This is a genomic window from Pseudomonas sp. dw_612, assembly GCF_018449725.1.
In the GTDB taxonomy this organism is placed as follows: domain Bacteria; phylum Pseudomonadota; class Gammaproteobacteria; order Pseudomonadales; family Pseudomonadaceae; genus Aquipseudomonas.
The window spans coordinates 30,158-46,917 of record NZ_JAAVVC010000001.1; the positions used below are offsets into that span (position 1 = coordinate 30,158).

At 58.3% G+C, this 16,760-nt stretch carries 15 protein-coding genes; 6 read left to right on the top strand and 9 right to left on the bottom strand.

Features of this window, described 5'->3' with window-relative positions:
* Window positions 1–6: 6 nt before the first annotated feature.
* The 3 genes from HB680_RS00125 to HB680_RS00135 all read left to right on the top strand — a co-directional run bounded on the left by HB680_RS00125 (window position 7) and on the right by HB680_RS00135 (window position 3,960).
* Entirely contained in the window at window positions 7–1,101 is a 1,095-nt protein-coding gene (locus HB680_RS00125) for a hypothetical protein (protein ID WP_346657327.1), read from the top strand.
* A 219-nt stretch (window positions 1,102–1,320) separates the two neighbouring features.
* Window positions 1,321–1,545 (top strand): hypothetical protein, encoded by a 225-nt coding sequence (locus HB680_RS00130; RefSeq protein WP_213936594.1) that lies wholly within the window; start codon window positions 1,321–1,323, stop codon window positions 1,543–1,545.
* Between the two features lie 537 nt (window positions 1,546–2,082).
* On the top strand, window positions 2,083–3,960 hold the full coding sequence (locus HB680_RS00135) for a hypothetical protein (protein ID WP_213936595.1): 1,878 nt from the start codon (window positions 2,083–2,085) through the stop codon (window positions 3,958–3,960).
* A gap of 32 nt (window positions 3,961–3,992) precedes the next feature.
* Here HB680_RS00135 and HB680_RS00140 read toward each other — a convergent pair whose 3' ends face one another.
* The 8 genes from HB680_RS00140 to HB680_RS00175 all read right to left on the bottom strand — a co-directional run bounded on the left by HB680_RS00140 (window position 3,993) and on the right by HB680_RS00175 (window position 11,047).
* A complete protein-coding gene (locus HB680_RS00140; protein WP_213936596.1) occupies window positions 3,993–4,421 on the bottom strand; it encodes a hypothetical protein in 429 nt (142 codons plus the stop codon).
* Window positions 4,422–4,446: 25 nt separating this feature from the next.
* Window positions 4,447–5,271, bottom strand: coding sequence for a VanW family protein (locus HB680_RS00145; protein ID WP_213936597.1), 825 nt, complete (start codon window positions 5,269–5,271; stop codon window positions 4,447–4,449).
* 332 nt (window positions 5,272–5,603) lie between these two features.
* Complete coding sequence (locus tag HB680_RS00150) at window positions 5,604–6,188, bottom strand: hypothetical protein (RefSeq protein WP_213936598.1); 585 nt, start codon at window positions 6,186–6,188, stop codon at window positions 5,604–5,606.
* An 86-nt stretch (window positions 6,189–6,274) separates the two neighbouring features.
* Window positions 6,275–6,442: a hypothetical protein gene (locus HB680_RS00155; protein WP_213936599.1), complete on the bottom strand. Its 168-nt coding sequence runs from the start codon at window positions 6,440–6,442 to the stop codon at window positions 6,275–6,277.
* An 11-nt stretch (window positions 6,443–6,453) separates the two neighbouring features.
* Window positions 6,454–6,696 carry a hypothetical protein gene (locus HB680_RS00160; RefSeq protein WP_213936600.1) on the bottom strand — a complete coding sequence of 81 codons (243 nt, stop codon included), beginning with the start codon at window positions 6,694–6,696 and terminating at the stop codon, window positions 6,454–6,456.
* Window positions 6,697–6,863: 167 nt separating this feature from the next.
* Window positions 6,864–7,916 carry a lipocalin-like domain-containing protein gene (locus HB680_RS00165; RefSeq protein ID WP_213936601.1) on the bottom strand — a complete coding sequence of 351 codons (1,053 nt, stop codon included), beginning with the start codon at window positions 7,914–7,916 and terminating at the stop codon, window positions 6,864–6,866.
* Window positions 7,906–10,377 carry an FtsX-like permease family protein gene (locus HB680_RS00170; protein WP_213937088.1) on the bottom strand — a complete coding sequence of 824 codons (2,472 nt, stop codon included), beginning with the start codon at window positions 10,375–10,377 and terminating at the stop codon, window positions 7,906–7,908. Before HB680_RS00170 ends, HB680_RS00165 begins: the two co-directional genes overlap by 11 nt.
* A 1-nt stretch (window position 10,378) precedes the next feature.
* Entirely contained in the window at window positions 10,379–11,047 is a 669-nt protein-coding gene (locus tag HB680_RS00175) for an ABC transporter ATP-binding protein (protein ID WP_213936602.1), read from the bottom strand.
* 186 nt (window positions 11,048–11,233) lie between these two features.
* Here HB680_RS00175 and HB680_RS00180 point away from each other — a divergent pair, with 186 nt between their 5' ends.
* The gene (locus HB680_RS00180) at window positions 11,234–12,139 is read left to right on the top strand and encodes a hypothetical protein (RefSeq protein ID WP_213936603.1); all 906 of its coding nucleotides are present in this window, start codon (window positions 11,234–11,236) and stop codon (window positions 12,137–12,139) included.
* Window positions 12,140–12,275: 136 nt separating this feature from the next.
* Here the strand turns inward: HB680_RS00180 and HB680_RS00185 are convergent, their stop codons facing one another.
* Window positions 12,276–13,973 carry a sulfatase-like hydrolase/transferase gene (locus HB680_RS00185; RefSeq protein WP_213936604.1) on the bottom strand — a complete coding sequence of 566 codons (1,698 nt, stop codon included), beginning with the start codon at window positions 13,971–13,973 and terminating at the stop codon, window positions 12,276–12,278.
* 389 nt (window positions 13,974–14,362) lie between these two features.
* On the opposite strand from HB680_RS00185, the gene HB680_RS00190 reads away from it, so the two are divergent.
* Window positions 14,363–15,715 (top strand): UDP-glucose/GDP-mannose dehydrogenase family protein, encoded by a 1,353-nt coding sequence (locus tag HB680_RS00190; protein WP_213936605.1) that lies wholly within the window; start codon window positions 14,363–14,365, stop codon window positions 15,713–15,715.
* On the top strand, window positions 15,712–16,758 hold the full coding sequence (locus tag HB680_RS00195) for an NAD-dependent epimerase (RefSeq protein WP_213936606.1): 1,047 nt from the start codon (window positions 15,712–15,714) through the stop codon (window positions 16,756–16,758). Before HB680_RS00190 ends, HB680_RS00195 begins: the two co-directional genes overlap by 4 nt.
* The last annotated feature ends 2 nt before the right edge of the window (window positions 16,759–16,760 follow it).

Consider the following 16,760-nt stretch of genomic DNA (forward strand, 5'->3'; position numbering starts at 1 on the left):
AACTTCATGCAATCCAAATCAACACAACACGATGAATTTAATCTAAAACACCAGCGCCCTATCGCTGGTGAATCTCGACGCTTTCTCACTGGTGAGGCAGTTTTCTTTTCGCCGTTGCCTGTTCCTACCGGCCAGACCCCCATGGACTTGGGGGGGAGTTTTCTGGATGTCAATGAAACGTATCTCGATGTAGGTAGCAGCAATTTCAACAAGGCTTTCCAAACCAGAGTTATGATCGCCAGTGGTATGCTTATACTAATTGTAAGTTTGTTAGTGGGCCCCTTTATTGCCGGACTGATGAGTTTTGGTGATCCCTACGGCAGAACATTTTCACAAATTTTCATGGAGTTTTTTTTCCCTGGTGCAGCCATCGGCGCTTGGGCGGCGGCAGGAACAGGCCTATTAGGGCTCTATGTTGTTATCAGTACCACGCGCACTAAAGCACGCTCTCGCCCCATCCGCTTCCATCGGCAACGCCGCGAGGTCTGCTTTTTTGCGGATGGATCTGATGAGCCCGTAATCCAACCTTGGGAAGAGCTGGTATCCTGGCTCTCTATCAGCACTGGCGTAACTGGGGTAGGAATAATTAGCACTTACACTTTTGGCATGGCATTCGATAACCCAAAAGCCGATACAGTACATATGGTAACCCAGGGAGTACCGACCCCAATTCATGGTTTGGGTAAATGGGAAGCAATCCGTCTTTACATGGAGAAGGGGCCGCTATACTGTCCAGGCAAAGCATCCTACGAAGGCCGTCATACATTTGATAAAGAGCAAGCAGACATGCTTGAGGAATACAGACACAACGAACGCTCCGCGCTAAGTGTTGTCTTGTGGTATCTATCTCATATAATCACCTGGTGGAGACTTCCATATTTGGTCGCGGAATGGGACCATCGTTACAGCATGAAATCTCTACCTAAATCTATTACTGAGTGGTCTGAACCTTTATCATCCGAACAATGGGCAAAACCGAGTAGAGAATTGAAAGATCAGAGTGATAAAATCGAAAAATTCTTTTCTCAAGGGAAAGATTTCATGGAGTACTTCAGCGTAAATTTAAACGAGACAAAAACGCAAGAGCCGGAGTCATCGTGAGTATTAAGAAGACCTGTTTATTTTAAGTACAACAGGGACAGATTTTTTTCTTAGCACTCTCCTAGCAAGAGATCGCGCAAAAATAAATCTGCCCCCTTTTGCATCCAAGTCCCAAAAGCTGTTCCGCCGCTATCTCGGCCAGCCATCGTTTGCCATCGGAAAACCTGCAGCGGGATATCGTCCCACCCCATTGCAAATCGAAACCACTGAGTTCTCCGCATGACCGTACAAATGGATGCCCCATACGCTGCCAGTGCTTATCGCAGCAACAGTCATGAACCTTTGCCACCGCCAAAATGGGCGGAAGATATCAATCGTACAGGGAACTTTGACACCCATCTCGCCTTTGGTTACTACTCCAATCTGGAGCCGGCGATGGAGATCACTACCCAGTTGCAAGGTGAAGAGCACACGCGCTACCAACGACAGCAGGAGCAAGAATAAAAGGAAGAAGTTTACTGCGATGCCAGACATTGGTGCTTTCAAAACTCTAGCAAAATTCCACATCTATTGTTCGCACTTAAGATAGTGTGTATTTCTTTCATATGGGTGCCTTGGACCGTTTGGATCTTCGGATCCATCAAGCCAGAGCTTGGGCATGCCCCCCGGCACTGGGCTTGCACTTCTAGTTGCGTTTTCCGCTGTTGCCTTAATGTTAACTTCTTTAACTCTATATGTGACAGAAAAGAAAATAGTCCATCATCTACAAATTGCGGGATTCATTGTCAGTGCCAGTACTGTATTTTGGCTGCAGGGTTCACTCGTGGGCAAAAACAGCCCTGCATCATCAAGGCTCGCATTGATGCGTCCCTGAGCATCGAAGCTTACTACCGCGCTCAAGAAGCTAAGGGCATTCAGGCGACGCCGAAGGCCGATGACTTTGATGAGGTTCATCGCGGTTGAGCGTAAAGCACACAGATTTATTTTTTTAGACGGGCTACACAGCGCACCCCGGAAGAGTCCTCTGCAAGGAGCAGTAAGTTGAAACCCACCACCATGAAGAACTCAATACGACGCCGAAACTGCGCCCTCGTTGCCGCACTCCTGCTGTCGACCAGCACCGCTGCCTGGGCGGTGCCAGCAGGTCAGGCAAAGGCGCGGGCACCCAGTTCGGCGCAACTGATGCACGAGGCACAACGCCTGAGCAGCGAAAATTCATTGGCAGAGGCCACGGTTGCGGCCCGGGCGGCCATGGAGGCAGGCCGTAAGGGCGGCGCCATGGATTTCACGGAACTCGAGGCGGGCGACTTGCTTGTTAATCTGCTGCACCAGCAAGGGAGATACGACGAGGCCCGGAAAGCCGCCGAAGAGCAGATTACGTATTGGGATCGGCAAGCCGCCTCTGTCGGGTCGACAAACAGGCGCGACCCCCGCATCGCGAAAATGCTGGGCCTGGCCATCGAGGCCAGCATGAGGGCGGGTGAACGAGCAGAGGTCCCACGCTTGCAGGAAAAGCTCTTCACGAACAACAGTCCCGAGCCCGGCCTATGGCGCTTGTCGCCGGATGAACCGCGCTTGCGTTACGAACTGGCTGATTTCTCGATGCCACTTCTGCTGGGGCAATGGAAACTGGCGAAGTTTGAGCCCGCAGAAAAACGCGATGCCACCACCCGCCTCCTCTATACGCAGGCGTTGGTAAACGGGCGCCTGAGCGCCGAGATTTCGCTGGCTTATGACGAAGCACAACGCAATTACACCACAACGCAACGCCAGGATTGGCTCAAACCCTATCAGGAACAGCGTGAGGTTCGGGCGGTTGCATCGGCGATGCCCGACCTTCCCTTCGACGGCCTGGTCTCCGTAAAACTCGGGAGAAAAGAGGAGTGTGACGGAGCGCAATGCACCAACATTCGTTGGACGGCGCTACGCGGCGACTGGCGCATGGACGTTGATGTGATTTTTAGATCGCAGGACGAAGCCCAAGCCGCCGAGCAGATGCGCAACTTATTCGCGGCACTGAAATGGCAAAGCGCACCGCCGCTGTTCCGCGAACGCACGATGGCCGAACAGACCCAAGAAATGGATGCGGCCTGGGAGCGTCCCGGCGGCTGGCCCAAGGCCGCTGAACTGGCGGAACAGGCGCTGCCCGACGCGCATTTCTCGGAGGAAATTGCGCGCGTGCAGACACTGATCGGCGTGTCGCAATACCGGCACGGCGCCCTGGATGCCGCCCGCCGCTCGCTGGGTTTGGCCGTTCCCGCCTGGGAGAACGGCTTGACCTTTCAATCCCTCTATAGCACCGCGCTGGATTACGCCGCGGATATCGCCTACCGCCAGGGCAGAGATCACGAGGCCATCGCCCTGAACCGGACGCTCGTCGAAGGGCAGCAAAGCGATGCGACGCTGGGCTGGACAGTCCCGAAGGATGAAAATGCGTTGGTTAACAGCTGGAAAGGCATTCATCTGCCCTTGCGGGTGGGCGGCTACCGCCTGAGATTGGGCACGGAATATCGCTTCTACTACGAAAACCTGCAAACAGGGGTACAGCTTGGCCTTACCGTGGGTTCGGCCCAGACATCGGATGAAAAGCTTGAGTCGTTGCTGCGCTCATTCATGGCGGAAAAGCTGGGACTGCAAGCCGCCGATATGCGTCGATCAACGTTTTCACCCAAGTCGGCCAAGCCTGAGAAGTCGCAAGCAACCGGCCAAAAATGGGAGTTCGATGTGACGAAACTGCCTGACGAGAAAGAAGTCTCCGACGACGACTTCGTTGCCGGCATCCTGCGCAAAACACCGATAAAAATGGCGTTCTGGATCGTGGACCGCGAGGGCGAACGGTCGTTGCTGCGGGCACCGATCATGGAGGGTGAGCAAACCCGGACTGAAGCGAATCAGATTGCGCAGGCGTTGCTCTGGTAGAACCGGACGACCTGCCACCTTCGTGTCAGCGATCAGTCAGGCTGATCGCCCATGCAATCAGGCAGATGGGGACCGATCTGAATCATGGCCGCCGACACCTTGGGGTAGCTTCGGCTCCCCCAATCCAGAGGTCCGCCAGCATTGACCAGGTCGTAGATCTGGCTTTCGCCAATCAACTGACCATTGCGATGATCGTACAGGCGAAAAAAAGCCGGAATTTCCCAGCGTGCGAACCAATACACTTCTGCCTCCGGGTCCGGGAAGGCCATCGGGTGCAAGAACCAGGGCAACAGCCAAAAAGGTTGAAACTCCTGGACTCGATAGCAACCGTTGGGGCTTATGTCAGGGGCGCCGACTGGCTTCGCCAGGCCCTTTTCCCACCACTGCGACGCGGCCCACAGCCCGGCGCAGAACAGAGGCACGCAGAGCCAGAAACGTTGGCGTCGGGTCAGTCTTTTCATCTTCTGATATCCCTATCAATCCGCTTTATATGACAACCGGTATTTCAACTAACGCGTCATCAACCACATACTTAACCACCACCCGATTCCGATAAAGCCGCTCACTCGCCACCAACTCACTCCCCTGCCCCTTAGTCCTGACATCCCGCCATATCTCATTCTCCCGAAACACCCGCCCACCTTCCCGTACAAACCGATGCCCAAGTTGATAAACGTGATACCGGAACTCTCTTGCCCGATCACACAACAACTCGCCTTCCAACTGCTGCTCACCGACCTTCAATTTCAACTGAAAACACCGATCCGTCGGGTTATGCAAAACCAGATCAACATAGTTATAAAAAATCGCCGCGCCGGAGCCGAATGGAAGTACTCGCCCTTCATCAGGAAACGGATCAAAGCTGTGATTTGAGCGTTCGACCACGATCAGCGGCGAGTGAATGGCCATCCAGTGAATCAGGTTGCTCAGTTGGCAGATCCCGCCACCGACGCCTGTGCGGGCTTCGCCGAAGGACAACTCCATGCCTTCGACATACCCGCGCTTGCGGGTCGGTCGGCCAACCAACCGACAAAAAGAGAAATATTTACCCGGACCAATGACCACGCCATCAACAGAAGCCACCGCCAATTTCAGATTAATAACTTTGTTGTGTTGCAGTGCAATATCAGAATCGCCGAGTTTGCGGATCAGTTTGGAAGTGTGTTTGAGGTAACGGAATGGCAACCGAGCGGTGCTCAACGCGACGGCGTATTGCCTACGGGAGAAGCGCCAGGCCAGTTGGCGGAACAGGCGTTTTTGCCACACGCGCAGCCAGTAGAGGGCTGGGTGGTAGAGGGAGAGTGGTTTCATCCGTGTCAGAACGGCGGCGGCCGTTTTCTTCCTTGAATTGAAAAATGCCGCGCATCTTAACGTATTGCACTTGAAAGAAGGTGTTCGCCCAGTGTAATGGCCTGGCAATCCATGCACCGGTAAAGAGCCCTGACACTGGGCGAACGGGAAGCATTTTAATAGAACTCGATGAATATGTCCGTATACATAACCATGAAATTTATGCACACAACCTCAGTGGATATTTATCGATTTCAAACTTACATACATCAAACTCACCAACTGGAACATTAAAGCGATTATTCTTATACAAAAATCTGTACAAGAATAATCACTCTATATAGAGCCAATACTCAACTTTCGTGTTGAGTTGTCACTTTCAAGATATCGGTGTAGGTCACGACAACACTTTGCCCGATTTTCAGGTCCTTCAATTTCGCTTGAACTTCCGGTTTTACAACGTCGACGGTTTTCGATTGGCCAGCTGGATTTTCGAAGGTGACCTGATTTTTCTTCGTATCAATGTGGGTGATTTTCAGCTGGACCTGTACCTGACGAAAGGCTTCGCCGCCGGGATTCGGGTTGTCTTTGGTGGCGCGGATTTCGCCGGTGCGTTCGGTGGACCCTGGCAGGCCTTTGTCGACGTCGGTGTCGAGGTAGGCGGCAACGGAATGGGTAACTTCAACGTTGACCTTGTCGCCGACCTTAAGGTTGCCGAGGTCCTTGGCCTTGTCGCTAAGTTGTACATGAACTTGACGGCCCTCGGCGCCTTCCAAAACAACCTGGTGTTTGACGGCGTCGACGGCGAGGACTTTGGTGGTGACTTGATCGGCTTCTACGGCGGCGGACAGTGGAATATCGGCAGCGATGGCGCTGAGGCTGGCGGCGGAAAGGAGTGTGGCGAGGGTGATGGCCTGGGCCAGTGCGTTGAATTTCATAAACAGTACATTCCCTGTGATTGATGGCAGCGCACGGCTCTGGATCAAGGGTCCGCTCCGTGCGTGCCAGTGAGCATAGACGCTGTTCAGGGAGTGTTCGCAGTTTCTTGCGCGGTGGATTCGCCGCTGTCGGTACCCCGGCTGTTTTCTTTGCGTTTGTTCGAATCGGTGGGGCGCAGGGCGTCGTTGTCGCGCTCGACTTCGCCCGGTGGCCGGGGTTCGTCGGGGTGTTCGGCTTCGGTGATCGGTTTCATTGCGGTGCTCCTCAGGCTTCGGGGTCGTCGACTTCCTGGGCGACGTTCACGGCGGGCGAATCCTTGTGGGCTTGCTCGGCCTTGGCTTTCAGGGTTTGCCATTGTTCGAGGTCGATCGCGCCCTGCCCCAGCAAGTCGTCGGCCACCCGCAGCAGTTCGCTGTAGTGGGCGTCGGGGGACTGCTGCCAATAGGCCTTGTCGTCGAACAGACGTTGCCACGTGGCGAGGTCTGGGGGTTTGAGGTCGTCGCTCATGACGGGCTCCTGCAGGGGCGTTCGTACGGTAGAGGGTTGGCCGACGGTTGGAGTTCCGGTGGGTTTCATCAATGCAATATCAAGATCAAAAGATCGCAGCCTTCGGCAGCTCCTACAAAGGAACGCGTTCTCCCGTAGGAGCTGCCGAAGGCTGCGATCTTTTGATCTCAATAACCCGTCATTTCCAGATAACCCTGCCCCGCCTGACTACCGCTCAAGCGCACCGGCCCTTCCCAATACGGAATGCGCAAATTCATCCACGCATTGGGATTCAGCGCGGTGGTGGTGATGTCGAGTTGTTTGCCGGGGATTTTGATCGACCAGCGCACCGGCATCGAATGCCCGGCGACTTTGGCGGTACCCCCAGGCGTGAGGCTGATGTCATCACCATGTAATAGCTGCGTCTGACCCTGCGCGTCGATCCAGGTACCGGTGAGGTAAGGCGCGCCGTCCTTTTGCCGCATGCGGTAGAGCATCACCTGTTCGCCGCTGTCCAGGTGCAGGGAAAACCAGTCCCAGCCGCTCTGGTTGGCGGTCAGGGGTTGGCTGCTCCACTCGCGGTCGAGCCATGCGGGGCCGCTAACCGTGTAGGTTTTGCCATCGATTTCCAGCGAGCCGTTGGCCTGGAAAAACGGCTGGCTGTAGTAGTACGACGCCTGGCCTTGCTCGGATTTCTGACTGAAACCGTTATCGCCTTGCAACACCAGTGGACGCGTTGAAGTCAGCCGCAGTTGGTAGCTGAATCCCTTGCCCCGAGCGCTGAGCTGCATGTCAGCCAAAGGACCGCTGAACCGCCAATCATCAATCCACGCCTTGAACGGCGCCACGTTCACCCCGGCTTGACCCACGCCACCCCGAGCATAGCGTTCCGCCGCGTGATGCGCCGTGGCAGACGTTACCGCCGCATGCCCGAGCCAGATCGTCTGATTTCCCCAACCGGCCACCTCGGGTGTTGCTTTCAACGCGCTGCGAAACAACGTCCACTGCACGCCAAATTCGCGGCCCTGATCGTCCTTGAGGTTGGCGGTGACGTACCACCATTCGATGCGAAATCCATCGTGCGGCCCATGATCCGCCGGAAAGCTGAACACTCGCCCCGGCACCACCGGGGTAAACGCGGACGCCTCCCCGCCCAGACCGGCAAAGCCCTTCTCCACCGGCGCCGAGTTATCGCAGCCGCTCAACAACGCCAGAATCAGCAGCCCGACCTTAATCCTCATGGGCAAACGTCCTCAGCAGATCCGCCGGTTGGGTGCGGTACAACGTGTACAACGGCCACGCGGAGGCCAGCAAGGTGGCGAGCAACGCCAGCCCCATCAACTGCAACAGTTGCAGCGGAAACACCCGCAGCGGCAGTCGCCAACCGAAGGCCTGGACGTTGACCACCGTGTCCAGGCACCACGCCAGCGCGATGCCCAAGGGCAACGCCAGAATCAGTGTCAACAGCGCCAGCAGCCAGGTTTGCCCGAGGTTGAGCAGCATCAGTTGCCGCCGCGTTACGCCCAGCGCCCACAGCGGCGCGAGTTGCCCGAGGCGGCTTTGACTTTGGGTCAGCAGACTGATGAACAGCGCCACGCCCGCGACGCCGAGGGTCAGGCTGTTGAGCGCGGCGGTGGCGGCGAACGTGCGTTCGAACACTTGAGTAGACCAGCCCTTGAGCCGCGCCTGATCGACAATCCGACTGTCGTCGAGGGCGAAGCGATTTTGCAGTGCGGTAAGGAATGGCGGAATGGCCGCCGGGTCGATGCGCAGGTTAAAACGGTTCGGTGTGAGTTGCGGCCAGCCGCGCAGCAAGTGGTTGACGTTGACCAGCACATGGCCCTTGGGATTGCCGTAGTCGGCGTAGATGCCGACAACCCGTGGCGACCACGAACCGTTGGGCGTCGGGATCGTCAGGTGATCGCCCAGTTGCACTTTCAGGCGCCGCGCCAGTTGTTCGCTGAGCATCACCGTGTCGTCCTTGGCCAGGCGCTCCCACGGGTTGTCGCCCAAGGCTTCGAGCAGCGGCCAGTGTTGGCGATAGTTCGGGTGATCGATCACGCCATAAACGTCCGCCGGCCAGCCTTGCAGCTGGATCGACACTTGCCAGCTGGGCAGCACCGCTGTGAGCGGCGGCTGCTGTTTGAGCCAGGTGTGCAGTTCGCGGGCCTGGGCCGGGTTTTGCGGGTTGAGGTAGAGCTCGGCGGTCAGGCGTTGTTCGAGCCAGTCGCTGAAGGTCTGGCGGAAACCGGCGGTCATGCTGCCGGCACCGATGTTCGCCGCCAGCGCCAGCAGCAACGCCATCAGCGCCAGGCTCAGGGCCGGCAGTTGCTGGCGGCAATCGGCGAGAAACCATTGCCCCAGCACCGAGCGACTGCGGTGCAACACCAGATTGAGCACGGTGTTGAGCAACACCGGCAGCGCCAGTGCCGCGCCGAGCAACAACGCGGCCATCAGCACAAAACCGCTGGTCAGACTGTCGCCCCAGATCAATGCCAGCAGTGCGATCAAAGCGGCAATCGCGGCGACCCAGCCCTGACGCCGCAACCACCGCGCATGGGCCTGATGCCAGGCTTGCGGATTGGCCAGGGCCAGCAACGGCAGACGCGCTGCGCGCAACAGGCTGTTGGCGCCGGCCAGCAAGGCACCGAGCAGGCTCAGACCGATACCGCTGAGCCACCACAACGGACTCAAGCTCAACTGCCCCGCCACTTCGGCGCCGTACAACCCGCGCAGGCTGGCGGCGACATCGGGCAACAGCACGCTGGCCAGCAGATAACCGCTGACGACGCCGGCGACGCCACCGATCAAGGCCAGACCGCCCAATTCGACCGTGAGGCCAGCAATCAACATCCGGGCACTGACCCCGCAGGCGCGCAGGGTTCGCAGCAAGCCTCGGCGTTGCTCCAGTGCCAGGCCAATCGCCGCGTGGACGATAAACAGGCCGACCACGAATGACAGAAAGCCCAAGGCATCAAGGTTCAAGTGAAAGCTTTCGGTCAGGCGCGCGAGGTTGTTTTCTTCGCCACTGGTCTTGAACTGGAGTTGGCCTTTGAGATGTTCGGGCAGAGTCGCGGAGAAATCCTTGGGCAGCAGCAAACGAGAGACTTGATCCGGCAGGCCGAGGATCTGCTGGGCGAAGCCGATGTCCACCAGCAACATGCCGGGGGCCATGTCGGGCTGGGCGTGCAGTGGCGGCAAGGTCTGCCCGCTCTCCGCCACCGGCGTTTCACCTTCGCGCAAACCCAAGGCTTGCAAGGTCTGCGGCGCAATCCAGGTACGCCCCGGCGGGCTGAAGAATTCGACGATGCGCTCCATCGCCAACGCCTGCCCCGCCACCGCCGAACCGGCGGGCAGTGACACCGGTTCGATGCCCATCAACTGCAAACGCTGATCGTCGTGGCCCTTGAGGGTCAACCGACCTTGCAGCACCGGCGATACCGGCCAGCCTGCCCGACGCAGTTCGACAAACACTTGCTGGGAAAACACCCCGCCACCGGATGCACTCAGGCTGGCCTGGGGTTCGCCGCCGATCAATTGACTGGCCCGGGCGTAGCTTTCCCGCGCCTGACTGTTCAGCGCCTGCACGCCGGTCAGCAGACTGGTGGCCAGCCACAACCCGGTCAGCACACTGAAAAACTGCACCGGGTGCTGACGCCAATGGCTCAGCAGCGCGCGCAGGGTTTCGCGAAAGACCCGCACTTCAGCGCACGTCCGCGTCAACCAGACGGCCATGGTGCAACACCACCTTTTCCGCCAGGCGCGCGGCCACCCGTGGGCTATGGGTGACCATCAACAACGTCGTCGGCGTGTCGTCGAGCAGTTCCAGCAACAACTTCAATACGTCATCACTGGTGGCTTCATCGAGGCTGCCGGTGGGCTCGTCCGCCAACAGCAGTTTCGGTTGCGAGGCCAGGGCCCGGCCGAGTGCAACCCGTTGCTGTTGGCCGCCGGACAATTGCTCCGGATAGCGCCGCAGTAAATCGCCCAGGCCCAGACGCCGCACCAGATGCGCCTGCCAACGGGCATCGTGGCGCCCGGCCAGACGTGCCTGGAACGCCAGGTTGTCCTCCACCCGCAAACTGCCGATCAGGTTGAATTGCTGGAACACCAGGCCGATTTCCGTGCGTCGCCAGTTCGCCAGTTGCCCTTCGCTCATCTGCTCCAGCCGATGCTCGCCGCTGCTGATACTGCCGCGATCGACCTTGTCCAGCCCGGCGATCAGGTGCAGCAACGTGCTTTTGCCGCTGCCCGACTCACCCATCAACGCGAGGCTGCTGCCGGGTTTCAAGCTGAGGTCGATGCCTTGCAGTACCGGCAGCGGACCTTGGGGGGTGGCATAGCTTTTGAAGACGCCCTGGACCTGAAGCATGGGAAAACCTGATTGATGAGCGTGGTGCAAGGATAGCGGACTCGCCTGAGCCCATAGACTACCTGTTAATACTTCCAGTAGCGGCCGATCAGAGGCGGGTATCTAATATCGTCACACAAAGAGTGTTTGATACCGAGGAAAGTCCCCCATTGCACCATGGCGTTGCGCAGGACAGGTGCCAGGATCATGAACACTTCTGTTGGCAAATACTTGCGCAAGCCGATAGTCATCGGGATTGTCGAGGTCGGACGCGAGCCAAACTGCATGGCTCTCGCCGTCCACAGCTCAATCGCCTGCGTGTGCAATACCGATGACGGCACGCTGTCGCTGCTCGACACCCTTGCCCTTCGCGTGATCAGCGTCATAGCGCTGCCGATCCAACCGCTGGCCATCGTTATTGATCCCACGGACACTCGGGCCTACGTGACCGGGCAGGGCAAACCGCTGGTGGTGGTCGTTGATATTCCGTCGCGCCAGATCATCGGCGAAATCGCTGCCAGCGAAGGGCATGCGATGGCGCTCAATGCCGAGGGCGACCGGGTGTATATCAACGCCAATCGCCAGTTTTGTGTCATCGATCCGTTGGCCGGGGAGCGGCTGGCGTGTATCGACACCGGCTCATTGACCAGCGCCGCCGTCCTCGGTCACGACGGTCGCCTGTTCTTTTGTGACTACCTGCACCACGAACTGAAAGCGATGAATACGGTAAGCGGCGAGATCGCCACGGTCCTGTCGCTGCCCGAGCCGTTTGAAGAGTTCGCCCTCAGTCCTGCGGGGGACTTCGGGTATGTGCCCTATCGGACCACCGAAGGTGTCGTCGCGAAGATCGACCTGTCGAGCTATGCCATGGCGGACCTGTTGCCCATCCCTGCACTGCCCCACGGTTTCACCCTCAGCCCGAACGGCGGTCTGGCGTGCTGTTGCAGTGCAGCAGAACGGAGCGTTTCAATCATCGACACCGGAACGTGGCAGGTCGTCAGCCGCTTCAAGGCCGGTCGGTATCCGCAGAGTCCGGTGTTCAGTGCTGATGGGAGGCGTCTGTATCTGTGTGATTCATCCGGGGATGCGGTTTGGGTGATTGCGTTGGGTTGACTGCTTACTGGCACACACGCACCTGTGGGAGCGAGCTTGCTCGCGATAGCGGACTGACATTCAACATTAGCGTTGAATGTTAAACCCTCATCGCGAGCAAGCTCGCTCCCACATGGTTTTGAGGTGCACTCGAGAATCACTGCCCCGTCGCCACACTCGTCGCCGCCTGCCCCGGCGTGACAATGGTTTTCAGATCAATGTGCTTCCACTCCGGCTTGGCCCCCAGCCGTGCATTGAAGCGGTAGTTGAAGGTGAACTCATCCGCCGTCGCCACACTCAGCGGCTTGCCATACACCGCCTCCACCCCCGCCAGGTCATACCCCATCAACTGCAACAACGTCGGGAAGATGTTGTAGTGACTGGAGCGATCCTTGTTGCCGGCCAGTTGCGCCGACCAGTCCAACGTTTTCAAGGCGCTGCCCTGAATCACCACCAACGGCACCAGGCCTTCCTCTTCCACCGGGTCGCCACCGCAATGCGTATTGAGTCCAGGGTTGCCGCGTTCATGCAGGTCCTGCCCGTGGTCCGAGGTGTAGATCAGCACCGCATTGCTCAGGTCAGCCTGGGCAAACACCCGCGCGAAGAACTCCCCGACATTCCACAGCAGCGTGTTCTTGTAGGCATTGCGGTACAGCACCCAATCGTCCGGCTGACCATTGAAACCGTCGCGCTTGCCGGTGTCCGCCACTTCGACAAACTGCCCGCGGGGCAAGGTCGGACGGTAGGCCATAAACGCGTCCGGGTATTTGTCGTGCACCGGAAAATGCGCGCCCACCTTGTTGATCACCACCAGTTCCGGCTTGTCGTCATTTAGCAGTTCGATCAGCTTCGCCGCCGCCGCCATGTCGCGGTCGCGCACGCTGGTCTGGTCGAATTGCACGAATTCGTCGATGTCCTTTTTCTCAGCATCGTTCATCAGGTTCTGCAGATTGCCGCCGGTGCGCTGGGCGTCTATGTAGACGGTGCGCAGCCCGGCCTTTTTCGCGTACTGCCAGATCGACGGCAGCGTGGTGTTGATGCGCATGTAGTCGGCGCGGGTGCCGCCGTAGCGCAGGGTGATGTTGGTGTCGGCGCTGCAATTGGCGATGGAAGCGGCGTAGCCGTAATTGAAGATGTCCACGCCCGGGCGCGGTTCCTTGAGGTTGCTGTGCACGCCGAACGGCGCGTTGATGTCCAGGTAGTTGCCGGAAATGCTCTCGTCGATGATCAGCACAATGTCCTGGCCCACCGCTTGATCGCCGCGCACCAGTTTCACCGGTTCCCGCGGGCCGACGGTATTGTGCAGCGATTCATAGGCGAACAGGTTCAGGTAGGCCAGCGGCGTGTACATGATCGGCAGGCCCCGGGCGCCTTCGCCGGCCCGCACGAACAGCACCGCGCTGAGCAGCAACACACCTAACACGGGCGCCGCCACCAGCAACGCCCCCGGCAACGGCATCCGATGACGGGGTTTGAGGCCAATGCCGAACAGCAGCAACAAGCCGCTGACCAGGCCACTGATCAGCGGGTCACGGTACTGGTACGCCGCTTCCTGGATGAAACCGCCGGAATACACCAACGACACGAAGCTGCTGTAAGTCAGGTAATCGGCGGTCACTTTCGTATAAACGTCAAAGAACACGGCCGACACAAACAGCGTTATAGCGAATAGATGTCTAATCAGCGTCTGACGGATGTACGCCGTCATAAACAGCGCCACCGTCAGCACCACAAACATCCCGCCAAATAACAACAGCGGAATACCGATGCCCATGGCACTCAGTCGTTCGAGGTAATAGTCGTAATTCTTAATTAAATAGAGAACTAACAGCAGTTCTTTGAGATATCGAATCATAGTATTTACGCTGCTCGTCGAAGGTATCTGGCCAATAGTTTGTCGGCCATTTTTTGACACTAGCACCGGGCCATCAAACCGCAAGAAATGCCCGACTTTTCTCCAAAGCGTCAAAAAAACGTTGACTCAAATCTGACACACTCAAGGTGCTACAGCCCTTGTAATTCAAGCCTCTCGACCGTTTATCGTTTTCTTCCAAATGTGAAAAACCCGTCAAAACCGCGGCCGAACCAGCAGCAGCAAGCCTTTGATGGCCAATCGCCCCCAAAACCGGGGGTGTTCTAGCATTGCAACATGTCATTTTGCTGACACGAAATGCCGAGGCTGGGCTATACCCCTTTTGACAGTCTAATTCCTGATCTTTCCACCGTCTTACGAGGCACGCCAATATGGACGTGAGCGTATTTGGTACGGGCTACGTTGGCCTGATTCAAGCAGCCGCACTGGCCGATGTCGGACATCGTGTGCTGTGCGTTGATATCGATCCGAACAAGATCAAGCAGTTGCAACAGGCAGTTCCACCAATTAGTGAACCGGGACTTTCCGGCACCCTGGAAGAGAACATCAAGGCCGGCCGTTTATTGTTCACCACCCAGGCCAGCGATGCGGTCGAACACGCCGAATTGATCTTCATCGCGGTCGGCACGCCAGCCGATGAAGACGGTTCCGCCGACCTCAGCCATGTGCTGAACGTGGCCCGGCAGATCGCCAGTTACATGGAAGCCGATCGCACCCTGATCATCAAGTCCACCGTGCCGGTCGGCACCGCGGACAAGGTCGCCGAAGCCGCCAATGAAGAACTGCAACGCCGGGACAAAGCCGCGCTGGTCGTCCGGGTGGTGTCCAACCCCGAGTTTCTCAAGGAAGGCAGCGCCCTCGCCGACTGCATGCGCCCGGACCGGATCATCGTCGGCACCAACGACGAAACCGCCCGCAACCAGTTGAGCGAACTCTACGCGCCCTTTTGCCGCAACCATGAAAAGCTCATGTTCATGGACAACCGCAGCGCGGAGCTGACCAAGTACGCGGCCAACGCGATGCTCGCCACCCGCATCAGCTTCATGAACGAGCTGGCCAACCTCACCGAACTGTTGGGGGCTGATATCGAAGCGGTGCGCAAAGGCATAGGCTCGGACCCCCGCATCGGCTATCACTTTATCTACCCCGGTTGCGGCTTCGGCGGTTCGTGCTTCCCCAAGGACCTGCGCGCCCTGCTGCACACCGCCGAACACAACGGCATGCCATTGCGTCTGCTGCGCAGCGTTACCGATGTCAACGACACCCAGCGGCACATCCTGTTCAGCAAACTGAAAGCCCAATTTCCACAAGGCCTGGCCGGCAAGTCCATCGCCGTCTGGGGCCTGGCCTTCAAGCCCAACACCGATGACATGCGTGAAGCACCCAGCCGTTACCTGATGGATGCACTGTGGGCCGAAGGCGCGAGTGTGCAGGCCTATGACCCGGAAGCCATGTCCGAATGCCGGCGCATCTACGGCTACCGCAATGACCTGCACCTGTGCGCCACCCGTGACGACACCCTGGAAGACGCCGATGCGCTGGTGATCTGCACCGAGTGGAAAAATTTCCGGGTGGTGGATTTCGATCTGCTGGCGAGCAAACTGCGCTCCAAAGTGATCATCGACGGGCGCAACCTCTACAACCCGGAACAGGTGGCCGCCGCCGGTTTGCATTACAGCGGCATCGGCCTTCGGCACATCGTTCCGGAGGTGCTGCGCCCATGAATATTCTGGTGACCGGAGCGGCGGGATTCATTGGTGCCCATTGTGTGTTGCGGCTGTTGCGCGACGGGCACCGGGTCTGCGGGCTGGATAACTTCAACGACTACTACGATCCGCAACTCAAGCACGATCGCGTGCGCTGGGTGCAGGAGCAAGTCGGCCGTTTTCCGCTCGCAAAAATTGACCTGGCCGACGCCCCGGCCATCGAAGCCTTGTTTGCCAGCGAGCAACCGGACGCGGTAATTCACCTGGCGGCCCAGGCCGGGGTGCGCTACTCGCTGGACAACCCGAAGGCCTATCTGGACAGCAACCTCAGCGGGTTCCTGAACATTCTTGAAGGTTGCCGCCACCATCCGGTGAAGCACCTGATCTACGCCTCGTCCAGTTCGGTGTATGGCGCCAACCAGCACACGCCCTACTCGACCCATGACGGCGTGAATCACCCGCTGTCGCTGTACGCGGCCACCAAGAAAGCCAATGAGCTGATGGCCCACAGCTACAGCCACCTGTTCGGCATTCCCAGCACCGGTCTGCGGTTCTTCACGGTCTACGGGCCTTGGGGCCGGCCGGACATGTCGCCGATCCGTTTCGCCCAGGCCATCGTCGAGGGCAGTCCATTGAAGCTGTTCAATTACGGGCAGCACCAACGCGACTTCACCTACATCGACGACATCGTCGAAAGCATCGCCCGCCTGGTCGATCGGCCACCGAGCATCACCCCCGACTGGGACCGCGAACAACCGGACGCCGCCAGCAGCATGGCGCCGTGGCGGATCTACAACATCGGTGGCGAGCACCCGGTGGAACTCAAGGATTACCTGGCCCTGATGGAAAAACACCTGGGCCGCAAAGCCAATGTCGAGCTGCTTCCCCTGCAACCGGGCGATGTGCTCAACACCTGTGCCGATGTCCACGAACTGGAACGAGACACCGGTTTCCACCCGCGCATCGAGCTCGACGAGGGCCTTCGCCGCTTCGTCGCCTGGTTCCGCGATTACTACCCATTGCACGCCCATGCGCCGCTCGCGGCTGAGCTACAGGGCTGAGA